This window comes from Exiguobacterium sp. SH1S1 (assembly GCF_004337245.1).
GTDB lineage: Bacteria > Bacillota > Bacilli > Exiguobacteriales > Exiguobacteriaceae > Exiguobacterium > Exiguobacterium aurantiacum_A.
On the sequence record NZ_SJUZ01000001.1, the window covers coordinates 689,676 to 704,446 of the forward strand.

Below are 14,771 nucleotides of genomic sequence, written 5' to 3' on the forward strand. Positions count from 1 at the left end.
TTTCGAACAATAGTTACTTGAAACAGAATTAAGACCTGTCGAAAAATAATAATACGAAACCTTACTGATATTGTTTACAGCCTAAGTGCCAGCTTTTACAGCTACTGTAGTATTTGCATGACGATAAATACGAACTTCTCCACCACTTTGATTTGAACGGTGTTGAGACAAAGTACGAGTTTTTCCAGGTGCTGTATCGAAAGGAAGAACTTCTATTATTCGAAACTAATACATCACCCGACTTCACAACAATGGTACTATTCGGGTATCTAACTGTGTCGCCTGAGTTAGGAACAGCGTATGTAAGACCGCCTGGATTTTTTACTCCGATATCAAATATATTTGGCGAATCGACAGCAGGCTTCATCAATAAATTCTTCAGAAACAAGGTTTTCATGATTATCGGCTGGATATGGATCATCACCTTCTGCTTTCGTACTTAAGGGGTTTAAAACTAAACCAAAAATCAATAGCAACGAAAAAACTCTATTTACCTAAAAAAGGAAGGTTGCCTTATATGACATCTAAAAAACCTTTGCCAAAGTTCCAAATATTTTTTGCTTTATTGACTTTAGGAGGCCTACTATTTCTTTTCAACGAGATACATCAGCGAGAAGTTATTTTAAACGAAACATTAGAAAACAACTTTTCGATAGAAAAAAATGCCTATGATGTTGAGTACGGAATTAATCAATTTGGATACTTATATCGTTTGAAATTCAAAGACGAGAAAAGAGTCGACTATGAATTCTTCGTCAAAAAAAATAAAGAAAAAGAATACGTTGTAACCTATTACGGTCATAATTCCAAAGGAGACTCGCCTTTAAAAGAAGATGAATTCACAACCTTGAACGAAGGATACTAATTTTCAATAGGAGGTCAAGAGATGCATTTTTGACTGCATCTCTTGACCTCCTATTTTCTTTTATTACGTATGTTGGATAGGCTACAATCAGTTGGATATAAAAGTAGAGGTCGATTAGCCTGAAACAACTCATCCATACGAGGAGAACATCAGACATGCCAAAAAGAGCGCACCGCACCTATACAGATAAATTCAAAGCACAAGTCGTCTAGCTTTATTTCAACGGAAAGCCAAGGATTGATTTCATCCGAGAGTATGACCTGTCACCGTCAGCCCTGGGCCGCTGGATCAATCAGAGCCGTGCGACCGTTTGCGTTGCTCGTCCGGCGGCGCCCCGACTCCTGCAGGAGAGCAATCCAACGGAGACCCAGCAGCGACATAAGTCGCGATGCGGCTCCGGGATTGCCTGCGGAAAGCGTGGGCGCCGGAAGGACGAGCGATTCTATTGATGTTGGTCAACAAGCTGAGCGAGCCGGCAAATCCCGCTCGCTTTGTCTCATCCTTCGACTAAATCTTTCGCTTGTTGAATCGTGAAGCCGCGCGGTTTATCACTCTCGAGCGCGGTCAGCCGTTTCTCGAGTTCGACGGTCTGTTCGTACGTCGCTTCATACTGGTACAATCCGTTCGCGAGCTCGGTCAATCGCGTCACTTGGATCGGTAGCGACGGCTGCCCGTCATCAAGCAAGATGACGAGATTGATGTCACTATCGACCGGTAACCGGATCGAGCCATAGAAGGCGATCGCTTTAAAGCCGCGCTTCATTATGACGATTGGCGATGTCCCAACCGCGACCGCTTGATTGCGCAGCCGCGTGATCGTGATACCGGCGTGGATCAACCGGTTCGACGGTTGGATCGTCTCGACGTACTCTTCGATCGGGATGAGCGTTCCCGTCTCGAGTGCTTGTTCAAAATCGGATTCTCGCAACGGTCGGCTGAAAATGAAACCTTGAATGACGTGACACCCGAACTCACGGAGTCGAAGCAGGTCATCCATCATCTCGACACCCTCGACGACGACGTTCATCCCGAACTCTTCGGCGATGAGGAGCAGACTCCGGATGATGCCTTGGGCTTTTCGGCTTTGGTTGACGTTATGGGCGAAGATGCGGTCGATCTTGATCGTCTGGGCACTGTACGCCTGTAAGTAAGCAAGCGACGAATACCCTTTACCGAAGTCGTCAAACGCGATCGGGATACCGAGGCTGTTCAACCGTTCGAACGCTTGTGTGATCTGCTGGGCGTCGTCTAACAGTGACGTCTCCGAGATCTCGACTTCGAGATACGACGCCGGGACGTGGAAGCGGTCTAACATCTCTTCGAACACGCGTTCAAACCGTTCTTGATACAAGTATTTGGCCGAGACGTTGATTGAGATTGGGACTCGATGTTTGAGCGACGTGATATAGCGGCACACCTCTTCGATCAACCAGTTCGTCAAGTCGAGATGGAGGCTGCTCTCCTCGGCGAGCGGAATAAACTCGGCCGGTGAGATCGAGCCCCACGTCGGGTGCGTCCAACGCATGAGCGCCTCGGCTCCGACGATTTGACCGGTCCAGGCGTTCACTTTCGGTTGATACATCAAATAGAACTCGTTGTTTTGCAGCGCACCTCGCATATCGCGCAACAGCTCGTAGCGTTTGAGTGACTCGATGTCCATTTGCGACGAATACAGTTCGAGTTGCGTCCCGAACTTTTTATCGGCCCGGTTCATGGCGACACATGCGTGCTTGATCAATTCGCTCGCCTGTGCCCCGTCTTCAGGATAGCGGCTCACGCCGATCGAGATACGCGCGAACAAGTCGTACACGTCAATATGGAATCGATATTTCGACAACGTTCCTAACTCTTTCCCGAGCGCGAGCACTTCTGGGTCTTCCATCCGGCGCGGCAACACAATCAAGACGTTATCCGCATCGAGATGACCGAGCAAGGCGTCTTTTGGCAACAGACGAATCAATTGGTTCACCGTCGCGACACGCCACTCGTCACCGAGCTCGTAGCCGAACGTATTGTTGATTTCGGCAATCCGGTTGAACGAAAGCGAGAACAATGTGAACGGGTCGCGTTTGCGCGTGAGTTGATAGACCGATCCTGTGATCGACTCACGGTTTGGCATGTTCGTGATCGGGTCGAGCGAGGCGAGGCGCCAAATCTCTTGTTGCTGTTCTTTCAATTGGGTGATGTCTTTGACGAGCGTCCGAAACCCGATGACGATTCCGCCTTCAGAGAAAATCGGTTCCCGGTTCTCTTCGATCCATTTGACATTGCCTTTCGCATAGATACGATACGAGAACGTTGTCGGTTTACCGCTGAGCGTCACTTCTCGGGCTTGGTTCACTTTCGGCACGTCGTCAGGAACGACGACACGCTGCCAATAGTCAGGGTGTGTGTTGAACTGGTCTTCCGTATAGCCAAAGATGTGCGAGAAGCCCGGCGTCAAAAACTTAAACTGTTTCGTCTCGAAATAACGTTCAAAAATGACCGAGTCGACGATTTCGCACAACTGCTTCACTTTGGACTGCTCCATCGTGAGCGCTTCTTCGACTTTGACCAAATTGGTGACGTCAAACATTGCCCACGTCACCGATTTTCGATCTTTTGACATTCCGACTTTGACGATCAAATCCAAATATTTTTGTTGCTTCGGATTGAACGCCTTGATTTGGGTCTCATACTCTTGCACGTCAGCATCGTGGATGAGTGTCTCGATGGCTGCCGCAAATTCTGGACGGTAATCCTCATGGATCATGTTACGGAAATGTTCGCGTTTCATATCTCCAAGTTGCCGCTTAGATAACCCGAGCAGTTCACCCGTCTGCGGTGAATGGTAAAACTCGCCGGACTCGAGGTCAAGTTCGATCAGGATGAGACCCGGGATGCGCTCGAACAGCGTCCGTCCCACTTTCATCCGATTGTATCGTTCGCGCAGTTCCATCTGGGTCGTCAAGTCTTTGACGACGCCGTACAGGCCGGTGATGACCCGGCCGGTATAGAGCGGCGTATTCGTGACCGACAGATGAATGCGTCGCTTGTCCGCATTCAACGCTTTCAGTTCATAATGGACCGTCTCCCCATGGAGCGCCCGCTGATGAAAGGCGTGAACACGTTCGCTTTCTAGTTTTGGAAGCCAGGAGTCAGGATCGACGAAACGCTCCTCTTCCCCGCTAAAGAGAAGCGACAACTTTTCGTTCGAGTCGACGAAGTTCAAATCTCGATCAAGGACGTACACCGCGTCAGGATATTGATCGAGCAATAACGGATCGATATTGATTCTCCCCTCATGCTCAGCCTGCTCAACGTTTGATTCCAATACATGCTTCCAATTACGGAAGAAGCCCATGTGTATCACCCTTTCGTGTGACAAATGTCACGTTTCGATACGTGTTAACTTGATTATACAAGATTGACTAGTTTAAAGAGCTTCTGCATTTTGCAAATAAGGGAAATGAACCGTATTACATACATATATTCAAAAAAATGTCATGTCTTAATGTGCTGTCAACCTACTCCTCCACACGATGATGACGCAAAAAAGACCACGGATATATGCTCCGTGGTCTCGCGCATTATGGTTGTTTTACGACGACCGTCGCATACGATGGCACGTCGACATAGCCCGAGACGCGTTTGATCGTCTTCGTTCCTGCCTGACTGCCGTCGACAATCACGTTCCACTGTCCTGTCGGAAGTTTCACTTTGACTGTTTCTGCGTTGGCGTTATGTGTGATGAACAAGTCTTTCTTCTGGCCAGGCGCTTTGTCATCGATCAAATACGTGATGACGTTTGGCGCAGAACGATAGAACTTGACGTTCTTCTTAACGTCAGTCGCTTTCGTCATGCGAAGCCCTGGGTTTTGTTTACGCATCTCGATCAAGCCTTTCATGTACTGGACGTCCGCCTTACGGTCAGCGGCGCGTTTCCAATCCATTTGGTTGATGCGGTCCGGTGATTTGTACGAGTTGTGGTCGCCTTCTTTCGTCCGCATGAACTCTTGGCCGGCGTGGAGGAATGTCGTCCCTTGGCTCGTCAAGAGGATGCTTGACGCGAGACGATGCATCTTCGTCCGGTCCGCTTCCGCCGTCTCTTTATTCGTGAGTTCGAGCTTGTCCCAAAGCGTGTGGTTGTCGTGCGCTTCGACGTACGTGATCGCTTGCGTCGGCTCTTTCGTGAAGCCTTTGATCTCGGCATTGTAGTCGATCTCACCGACGATTCCCGTCTTGATGCGGTTCTCAAGACCGTCTTTGCCGTTGATGAAGCCGTTGTCCGTGTCGATAAAGACGCTGCCTTTCAAGCCGTCACGGATGTTGTCGTTAAAGTGCGCGACGCGGGGCATCTTGTAGGCGTTCTTTTGGTTCGCTTTCAGTGCCGGGTCGAGCGGTGTGCTGAGGTCCCAACCCTCGCCGAAGACGAGGATCGATTTATCGACTTTGTCGAGCGCTTGGCGGACTTGGTTCATCGTCTCGACGTCGTGGATGCCCATGAGGTCGAAGCGGAACCCGTCCCAATGATATTCTTGCGCCCAGTAGACGACTGAATCGACGATGAGTTTTTGCATCATCTTGCGCTCCGACGCGGTGTCGTTGCCGACGCCCGTCCCGTTCGCGAAGTCTCCGCCTGCCGTGTAACGGTAGTAGTAGCCTGGTACGATCTTATGAAGGTTCGAGGCTTGCGCATCGAACATGTGATTGTAGACGACGTCCATGACAGCACGCAAGTTGTGGTCGTGGAGACCTTGAATCATTTCTTTCATCTGCATGATTCGAACTTTTGCGTCATAAGGGTTCGTCGAGTATGAGCCTTCCGGCGCGTTATAGTTTTTCGGGTCATAGCCCCAGTTGTATGTCGCGTTCGGTTTCGTCTCGTCGACCGAGGCCGTGTTGTAGTCATACACCGGGATGAACTGGACGTGCGTCACGCCGAGGTCTTTGACGTGGTCAAGGCCTGTCTTCGTCGCCGTCTTCTTCCCGTTTTCAATCAAGCGAGTACCCGGTTGAACGACACCGAGGTATTTACCTTTATAGCGAATTCCTGAATCGTACGTGTTCGATGTGACGTCAAAGATTGAGAAGTCACGGACGTGTGTCTCGTAGATGATTGCGTCCGTCGCGTTTTGAAGCTTCGGTTTCATCGAGTTCCAACGTTTCGGTTTCGTCTCGTTCAAGTCGACGATGACCCCTTGGTCCCCGTTGACGCCGACCGCCGTCGCATACGGATCGACCGCACGGACGCTGCCTGACGCATGCTTGACGTTGTACGTGTAGCCGATGCCGTCGAGGTCACCGCGGACTTCAGCAGTCCACGTGCCGCGTTCGCCACGCTTCATCGCAATCGTTTTCTTGATATCCTTGTCGTTCGCTGGACGCTCTTTCGGCATGTTCCACAGTTCGAGTGAAACGTCTTGAGCCGTCGGTGCCCAAAGCACGAAGTTCGTCTTCGACTGCTTGTATGTGACGCCGAGCTTGCCGTTATACGCATACTTCGCATCGAATTCTGGTGATCGAAGTACGTCGCCTGCTTGCAGCACTTTGTCACCGAACGTCGGGTGCGACGCCGTGATGACTTGCGCCAAGTCGAGGTCAGCGCTGAAGTTTACCGTGACCGATTTGTCGCCAGTCTTCTCGACCGACTCGACTGCCGCGCCATCGACCTTCAATTCACTAAGGAACTGCTCATCGATCGCGCGGTTGAGCGTTAGTTCCGCCTGACGGAACGTGTTTGCCTCGAACGAGACGATTTTTGGTGAGCGGTCGATTTCTGGCTCTGAATAGTAAATCGTCGAATCACCTTCGACGAGCCAAATCTCTTTCGCCGTGCTGAGCGCGAAGCGGTCTTCGCCGTCCTTGTCGGACCATTCGCCTTTTTTCGTGATCAGACCGATGAGTTGTTTCGCATCCGGATTCGCAAACTTCACGTTCGCGACACCGCCGTAGGCGTCCGTCTCATCAAAGTTGATGCTTTGACCGTCGCCACCGTCCGGCCACGTCCAAACACCCCAGTCGGTGTATGTATTGTCATAGCGGAAGTAGTGGACTTTCATGTCGACTTCCGTCTTCGCCGTCTCCCCGTCCGGGTTCGACGTGTAGATTTTCGAGTCGCCCGACTTGATCCACACTTCGGCGACACCGTCCTTGATCATGTCTTTCGTGATCAGGCGGTCGTTTTCCGACCCTTTATCCTTGTCCCAATTGTCCGTTCGGACGATGAGACCGATCTGTTCAGGTGAGTCGACCGGGAATTCGTAGGCCGCCACCTTGCCGTAATCGTCCTCGCCGTTAAAGGCGAAGCCTTTGTTCGGGAAGTAATCTGGGCCATTCGCCCAAAGCCATAAGTTCCAATCCATTTGATTGTCTGGCGCCTCTTGATAGTGGACGACGACTAGTGTCGACTTGCCTTTATCAAGGGCAGACGCTGACATCGGAAACATCGACAGAATCAGTGCAAACGTTAGCACAACTGCCCATACTGGTTTCCATTGTTTGTTGACCATGTGGGTCCCTCCTTGTAGCATGAATTTAGGAAAACGCTTACACAAAAATTGTAAACGTTTGCTTCCTTAATTTCAATTCTTTTCTAAATAAACAACTAACGTTTCCCATATCAAGCCACTTGTTGGTTCGAACTCATTTTCCCATCACAAAATGATTGCTTTTTTATCCTCATCTGTCGAATATAGAAAATAGGGGAGGAATTTTTAAAATGTCGATGACCAATTTAATCAATAACTTGATTGCCAACGCCAGCTTACTGCTGATCGGCCTTTATATGATCTCGCGCCTCACGAAGCTCGGGTTCACGAGCAAGCTCCCGTTAAGACGGCAAATCACGATTTCACTACTCCTCGCCGGCCTGACGATCGTCATTACGTTGCATGGTGTGCTCTGGAACGCCCAAGCCGACTTTCAGTACGGGTTTGTCCCCATCATCATTGCCGGCCTTTACTTTGGCCTCCAAGGCGTCCGGATCACGTACGTCTCGAGCATACTGCTGCTCCCGTTCATCATATCGGATACGTTGCTGTTAATCGTTTTTCTCGACTATACGGTCGCGGCCACAACCGCAGTCGTCTATATGAAACTCCGGGAGCGAATCAAACCGACGCGGGACATCCGCATCGTCAACGCCATCAGCCTCGGATTTATCGCCTTGTTCTCGCTCTTAAACTTTAGTACCTATACCGCTCCAAAAATGTACGTCTATACGTTGATTGCTTTCGTCACGATTGGATATTCAACCGGGTTCGTCCTTCATATCGTCTATGGGGGCATCCGCAAGATGCAGCGCACGGAACGGCAGATCACAAAATATCGAGAAGCAGCCTACACCGACGCCTTGACGGGTCTTGGCAACCGTCGTCGCTTCGAGGAAGAGATGAAGCGCGTCGACGAGGAAGTGTTCTCGAGTCCTTACGACATCACGCTGCTCTTACTCGATATCGATCATTTTAAATCGGTGAACGATACGTATGGCCATGATGCCGGCGATGCCATCTTGATCGAGCTTGGCAAACGGCTCACAGAGACGGCCCGTACCGATGACATGGTGTGTCGCCATGGCGGCGAAGAGTTCTCGGTGCTGTTGTCGGACTGCAACTTGTCGCAAGGGTTCGTCATCGCCAACCGCTACTTGCGTCAAATCGCGGAAAGTCCATTTTTGCTCCCGGACGGCAAACAGCTCGACATCACCGTCTCAATCGGTGTCGCGAGTACGTCCGAACCAAAGATCGTCACGTCCGAACAACTCACCAAAAAATCCGACCTCGGTCTGTATGTCGCCAAACGTAGCGGTCGCAACCGGGTCAGTAAATGGAATCAGCAACAAGCGAACTAACCCCCGATGTCAGCGCATCGGGGGTTAGTTCACAATTTGTTGAATTCGTCTAACGATTCCAAATACCGGCGATAACTCAGTTTTAACTCCTCGTCCGTCACATCTGGCGGCCACATCGCTCTCGGGATGAGTCCTGTGAACTTCGCGCCGCCTGTATGAGCATAAATATAAGACCCTACTTGTTCACACATATCGCGCGTCAAAAAACCGGTCACGAACTTCCCGTCCTTACTCTCGAGCACGATATCGAGCCGGCGACCTTCCATTTCATCAATGATCAGTTGATTATAACGACGATGTTCCTCGTCCTTATGTTTGTATACCATCCCACGCCGTGCGTTATCCTCACGTTCCCATTTGTGGTCCTTTTTTTCCTTCGCCGTAAAAATTTTATCGATCATACGCGGGTCATCAATCGTCAAACAGCAGAAGATATGCTCATACGACAGCTGATCATCATTCACGAGGTCCATAATATCCGTTTTCGGAATGATGCGTGCCTTGTAGCGGACCATCACACGCCGGACGACTTCTTCTTTTTCAAAAATGAGCCACTGCTTCCGGCGCTCAAACTTCTCATGCAACATCCGGTAGTTCATGATATTCACCTCACTGATAAGCATATCAAAACAGGGCGTCCGAAAAAATGATTCGGACGCCCTGTTTGTTAATTCCCGTGTTTTTTGAATAGTTGATAGTTCTTGTTGCCGCCCGATAAGTTGTAGACGTCGGTGAAACCGAGGTTACGGAGCACGTTTTGCGCTGCGTTCCCGGTGACGCCGCCGTTGCAGTAGACGACCGTCGGCTTGTCTTTCTCGAGGTCTTTTGACGCCTCGCGAAGCTTGCCGAGCGGGATGTTGACCGCACAGTCGACGCACGCCTTCTCAAACTGCGCCGCTTTCCGTGTATCGATGACCTGGATGTCCTCGTCCGCGTCGATTCGCTGCTGTAGCTCAGCCGGCGTGATGAGACGGGCCGACTTGTTCATGCTGTTCGCCAGTGCCATCCCCGTGTACATGACCGGGTCTTTCGTCGTCGAAAACGGCGGTGCGTACGCGAGGTCGAGATGGAACAAATCGTCGACTTTCGCTTTGAACGTGATCGCCGTGACGAACACGTCGATACGCTTGTCAACGCCTTCGAAGCCGACGATTTGGACGCCGAGCAGTTGACGTGTCGCCCGGTCGCCGATCGCTTTGATCGTCATGTCTTTCCCGCCCATATAGGCCGGCTTGTCCGGTTTCGTGTTGTGGAGCACTTCGACGTCGTAGCCGAGGTCACGCGCTTCACGCTCCGAGAGGCCCGTCTGCGCGACCGCGAGGCCGAACACTTTGAAGATGCCCGTCCCGAGGATGCCGCGGTGTTCGAGTTCCCCGCCCGTGAGCAGATCACCAAGTGAACGTCCCATCTTGTTCGCCGTCGAGCCGAGTGGGCGCCAAATCGGTTTGCCTGTGACGAGCGAGAAGCTTTCCGCGACGTCGCCGGCAGCATAGACGCTGTCCACGTTCGTCTCCATCCGTTCGTTGATGGCGATCGCACCCGTCTCACCGATCGTGACACCGATCGACTTGGCGAGTTCCGTGTTCGGACGGACACCGACCGATAGGATGACGAGGTCGGTCTCGACCGTCTTCCCGCTCGCGGTGACAACGCGTTCGACGTGACCGTCGCCGACGAGCTCTGTCACGGTCTCACCGAGCAACAGCTCGATGCCGTTCTTCTCGAGGTGGTCCTCGACGCGGCACGCCATGTCTTTGTCGAGCGGCGGCATCACTTGCGGGATGCGCTCGATGATCGTGACGTCGATGCCACGAAGTTTGAGCTGCTCGGCCATCTCAAGACCGATGAAGCCGGCCCCGATGACCGTCGCATGTTTCGGGTTCGTCGCGTCGACGAAGTTGCGTGTCGCTTCCGCGTTCTGGATGTTGCGGATCGGGAAGACGTTATCTGACTTCACGCCCGGAATCGGCGGGACGATGCTCGAGGCACCGGTCGCGAGGACGAGGACGTCATAGCTGTCCGTGAACGTCTCACCCGTCTCCAGGTTTTCGACCGTGACCGTCTTCGCGTCCGCATCGATCGCCGTCACGTTATGACGCGTCATGACATCGATGTTGTAACGCTTTTTGAAGAAAGCGGCGTCGCGTGGCGTCAAGTCATCGCGTGACTCGACTTCGCCTCCGACGTAATATGGGATCCCGCAACCCGAGTAGGAGATATCGTAATCACGGTCGTAAATCGTAATTTGTGCGTCTTCGTTGTTACGACGTGCTTTCGCCGCGACCGATGTACCGGCAGCGACTGAACCGATGATGACTAACTTCATAAAAAATCCACTCCTCAATATAGTAGTAAGCTGATATACAGGCCGAGCAACGTGATGGCAAGCGTTGGGATCGTCAAGATGATTCCAACTTTAAAGTATTGTCCCCAACCGATCTTAAGTCCTTTCGTCCGGAGCACGTGAAGCCACAAGAGCGTCGCGAGCGACCCGATCGGTGTGATCTTCGGTCCCAGGTCGGAACCGATGACGTTCGCATAGATGAGCGCTTCGCGAATCTGACCCGATGTATTCGTCAAATCGATGGCGAGCGCGTCGATCATGACGGTCGGCATGTTGTTCATGACCGACGATAAGATCGCGGCCAAGAAGCCCATCCCGAACGTGGCCGTTAACACGCTACCTGAGAACCAGTCGATAAAGTTGGCGAGCACTTGCGTCAGCCCCGCGTTTTGTAGGCCGTAGACGACGATGTACATCCCGAGCGAGAAGAAGACGATCGCCCACGGCGCGCCTTTGACGACTTGCTCCGTCTTCACAGCAGGCGAACGGTTCGCCATGATCAGGAAGAACAAGGCGATGACACCGGCGACGAGCGAGACCGGGATGCCGATGATGTCGCTCGTGAAGTAGCCGATGACGAGCAGAGCGAGGACGACCCACGACAAGCGGAACATCTTATGGTCTTTAATGACCGTGCTCGGCTCGACGAGTTTTGACAAGTCGTACTGCTTCGGGATGTCTTTTTTAAAGTACAAGTACAAGACGAGCAAACTGCCGGCGACGGCGAACACGTTGACGAACACCATCCGCGCCGCATACTCGGCAAAACCGATCCCGAAGAAGTCGGCCGAGACGATGTTGACGAGGTTCGAGACGACGAACGGCAAACTTGCCGTATCGGCGATGAAACCCGAGGCGATGACGTACGCCAAGACGACGGCGTCCGGTAGTTTAAGCGCCCGTACCATCGCGAGCACGATCGGCGTCAAGATGAGCGCCGCCCCGTCGTTCGCGAATAATGCGGCGACGAGCGCACCGAGAAGCGTGATGTAGACGAACAGTTTGACACCGCCCCCCCCGGCGATCCGAGCCATATGTAAAGCGGCCCATTCAAAGAATCCGATCTCGTCCAAAATGAGCGAGATGAGAATGATGGCGATAAACGTAAACGTCGCGTTCCAAATGATGCCCCATACGGTACCGACGTCATCAAAATTGACGACCCCAGTGATGAGGGCAATGGCCGCCATCCCCATCGCCGAGTAACCGATGCCGAGGCCTTTCGGTTGCTTGATGATGAGGAAGAGCGTCACTAAAAAGATGATACTAGCAATCCACTGCACAATGAGTTCCTCCAATAATCTCTATTTTTGTTAGCACGTTTCTTGAAGACCACGGAGCACGAGGCTCGCACTGTCTTCTGTCGATTCGACGTCGAGTGTGACGTTCTCCGCCATCGCTTCTGCGTCTTTCGAGACAGCGAACGTGAGGCCGTCATAATCTTTCACGTCGTCCGTCGTTTCCGGAGCGGCGATGTGAAGACCGAGCGTCGGGCCGCAGCATCCTGCTTCCGTACAGATCCGGACTGATTTCACTTCTTCATCCTCGAGTGCTGTTTTCATAAAATCGATCGCTTCATTCGTGATGTTCATTTGATTTCCTCCTTCAATAGTTGAGATAACGCCGGATAGCCGACCGGCAAGTGTTCTTGCCACGACAGTAACGTCGGACGCGGATACGTGTTCACCCGTTCGAGCCAAATCGCCTCACTCGCGACTTTCGCCGTGAGCAGTTTGCTTTCGACGTCGAGCGGTGTGAATGATTGGTTGACGACCCAGGCGAACGGACGGATGCCGGCCCGTTCCAAGTCGGTGACGAGCCGCTCGGCTTCATACACTGGTGTCGCTTCAGGGAGCGTCGTGATGACGACGTGCGTCTGTTTCGGGTCACGGAGCTTCGGCAACAGTTCGCGGACCGCTTCCGGGACGACACCGGTCGAGCGTTCGAGCTCACGGTGATAGCTCTCGGTCGCGTCGAGCAAGAGCAGTGTATGTCCGGTCGGTGCCGTGTCGATGACGACGAACCGGTCTTTCGCTTTGGCGACTTGACCGGCGAAGGCACGGAACACCGCAATTTCTTCCGTACACGGCGAACGTAAATCTTCTTCAAGCATCGCGTGCTGTTCGTCGGTCATGTCCCCCGCTTCATGGAACACGTCGGCCCGATAGTTCTCGATCTCGACTTTCGGGTCGATCGCGTCGACGGTGAACGTGGCGGGCACGTCCTCACCGATTGTGAAAGCGACGTGTGCCGCCGGGTCGGTCGTCGTCAAATGGACGGCGTGGCCGCGTTCGCTCAAAGCGACGGCGAGGAGTGAGGCGAGTGTCGTCTTGCCGACCCCACCTTTGCCCATCGTCATGATGACGCTCGGACCGTCTGCTTCGATTTCATCGACGAGCGTATCGATCGAACCGTAACGGCTCGCATCATATGTCATATCCGGTACGTCGACCGTCTCCCCGTTCACCCAGCGGCGCAGTGCCGGGACGCCGACCAAGTTCTCGTAGGCGTATGGGAGCGTGAACGTCTCGAGCGTGTCGACGCCTTGTGGCAAGTTGTCGAGCGCGTCTTGTTGGCGCTCGATGAACCGTCTCGTATAACGGTCCGTACCTTCCGCCGGGTCGACAACACCGTTGATGACGAGTTGCATCCGCTCGATCCCGATGGCGTGGAGCTCCGTCGCGGCACGACTCGCCTCGACGAGCGTCGACGTCTCAGGACGGGCGACGAGCAACAGTGTCGTCTCGTCCCCGTTCGAGAGTGTCTCGACCGCCCGTTTATATTGGTGTTGCTTGTCTGATAGACCAGCGAGCGGACCGAGGCATGAGACGCCGGTCGTGTTCGTCTCTAAAAATTCGTCCCACGCGCTCGGGAGCGTGAGCAACCGGAGCGTATGCCCGGTCGGTGCCGTGTCGAAGATGACATGGTCGTACGTGTCACGGGCCGTCTCTGACGTCAACAGCTCGGTGAACTGATCGAACGCCGCGATCTCGACCGTACAGGCACCGGACAGTTGCTCTTCCATCGACTGGATGGCGACGTCCGGGAGCACGCCGCGATACGGGCCGACCATGCGTTCCATATACGCTTTTGCCGCTTCTTCCGGGTCGAAGTTCGCAATCAATAGCTCCGTCCCCGGGACTGCTCGCGGTGTCTCGTCAAGTTCCATCTCGAACACGTCCTGCAAATTACTTGCCGGGTCGGTCGAGACGAGCAAGACGCGCTTGCCACGGTCAGCGAGCGTCAAGGCGAGGCTCGAGGCGGTCGACGTCTTCCCGACGCCGCCTTTCCCGGTCAAAAACATGTAACGGGTCGGCTCTATCGTATTAAAATCAAAGCGATTCATCATGACGCGCCTCCTTATTTTTTAAGCGTGATGCGGACTTTCGGTTTCTCGCCGTCTTGTTTCGCGAACGCCGCGACCGGGAGACCGGTCAGTTCAGCGATCTCTTCGTTCGTCATGTAGGCGCCGCGTTTGACGATCTCACCGTCGATGACGGTGAGCGGGAGCGTGTCGAGCCCTTTCGTGATCTCGGCTTGCACGTTTGCGTTTTCAACGAAACGGTTCGGCTCCGAGGCGAGGTTATAACGCTCGACGTCGAAACCGCGTTGTTTCAACACGTAATGGATCGTCGCGATCCGCGTCAGTTCCGGGTCGATCGATGGGCCACATAGTCCGGTCGGACAGCACATGGCCGGTTCGAATACTTCAAGTTTCATCGTTTATTCCT

Annotated in this window: 10 protein-coding genes and 1 pseudogene; 3 read left to right on the plus strand and 8 right to left on the minus strand. The window is 52.9% G+C overall.

Going from position 1 to position 14,771, the window contains the following annotated elements; translation table 11 throughout:
* Positions 1–412: 412 nt before the first annotated feature.
* Together EVJ23_RS03555 and EVJ23_RS15410 are read left to right on the plus strand one after the other, a co-directional pair.
* Positions 413–865: a hypothetical protein gene (locus tag EVJ23_RS03555; RefSeq protein WP_131464160.1), complete on the plus strand. Its 453-nt coding sequence runs from the start codon at positions 413–415 to the stop codon at positions 863–865.
* Between the two features lie 155 nt (positions 866–1,020).
* A pseudogene (locus EVJ23_RS15410) lies at positions 1,021–1,173 on the plus strand (transposase); the annotation flags it as partial.
* Positions 1,174–1,361: 188 nt separating this feature from the next.
* Here the strand turns inward: EVJ23_RS15410 and EVJ23_RS03560 are convergent.
* Together EVJ23_RS03560 and pulA are read right to left on the minus strand one after the other, a co-directional pair.
* Positions 1,362–4,178, minus strand: coding sequence for a sensor domain-containing protein (locus EVJ23_RS03560; protein ID WP_161567003.1), 2,817 nt, complete (start codon positions 4,176–4,178; stop codon positions 1,362–1,364).
* 256 nt (positions 4,179–4,434) lie between these two features.
* On the minus strand, positions 4,435–7,356 hold the full coding sequence (gene pulA / locus EVJ23_RS03565; protein ID WP_236633698.1) for a type I pullulanase: 2,922 nt from the start codon (positions 7,354–7,356) through the stop codon (positions 4,435–4,437).
* Positions 7,357–7,565: 209 nt separating this feature from the next.
* Here pulA and EVJ23_RS03570 point away from each other — a divergent pair, with 209 nt between their 5' ends.
* Complete coding sequence (locus EVJ23_RS03570; RefSeq protein ID WP_131464164.1) at positions 7,566–8,696, plus strand: GGDEF domain-containing protein; 1,131 nt, start codon at positions 7,566–7,568, stop codon at positions 8,694–8,696.
* 29 nt (positions 8,697–8,725) lie between these two features.
* On the opposite strand, the gene EVJ23_RS03575 is transcribed toward EVJ23_RS03570, so the two are convergent.
* The 6 genes from EVJ23_RS03575 to arsD form a co-directional block, all read right to left on the minus strand.
* Entirely contained in the window at positions 8,726–9,295 is a 570-nt protein-coding gene (locus EVJ23_RS03575; protein WP_131464166.1) for a hypothetical protein, read from the minus strand.
* 68 nt (positions 9,296–9,363) lie between these two features.
* Positions 9,364–11,022 carry an FAD-dependent oxidoreductase gene (locus EVJ23_RS03580; protein ID WP_131464168.1) on the minus strand — a complete coding sequence of 553 codons (1,659 nt, stop codon included), beginning with the start codon at positions 11,020–11,022 and terminating at the stop codon, positions 9,364–9,366.
* A gap of 14 nt (positions 11,023–11,036) precedes the next feature.
* On the minus strand, positions 11,037–12,323 hold the full coding sequence (locus EVJ23_RS03585) for an arsenic transporter (protein ID WP_131464170.1): 1,287 nt from the start codon (positions 12,321–12,323) through the stop codon (positions 11,037–11,039).
* A 30-nt stretch (positions 12,324–12,353) separates the two neighbouring features.
* Positions 12,354–12,632 carry a Fe-S cluster assembly protein HesB gene (locus EVJ23_RS03590; RefSeq protein ID WP_131464172.1) on the minus strand — a complete coding sequence of 93 codons (279 nt, stop codon included), beginning with the start codon at positions 12,630–12,632 and terminating at the stop codon, positions 12,354–12,356.
* Positions 12,629–14,389, minus strand: a complete 1,761-nt coding sequence (gene arsA, locus EVJ23_RS03595; protein WP_131464174.1) for an arsenical pump-driving ATPase — start codon at positions 14,387–14,389, stop codon at positions 12,629–12,631. Before arsA ends, EVJ23_RS03590 begins: the two co-directional genes overlap by 4 nt.
* A gap of 11 nt (positions 14,390–14,400) precedes the next feature.
* Positions 14,401–14,760 carry an arsenite efflux transporter metallochaperone ArsD gene (gene arsD, locus EVJ23_RS03600; protein ID WP_131456514.1) on the minus strand — a complete coding sequence of 120 codons (360 nt, stop codon included), beginning with the start codon at positions 14,758–14,760 and terminating at the stop codon, positions 14,401–14,403.
* Positions 14,761–14,771 lie beyond the last annotated feature (11 nt).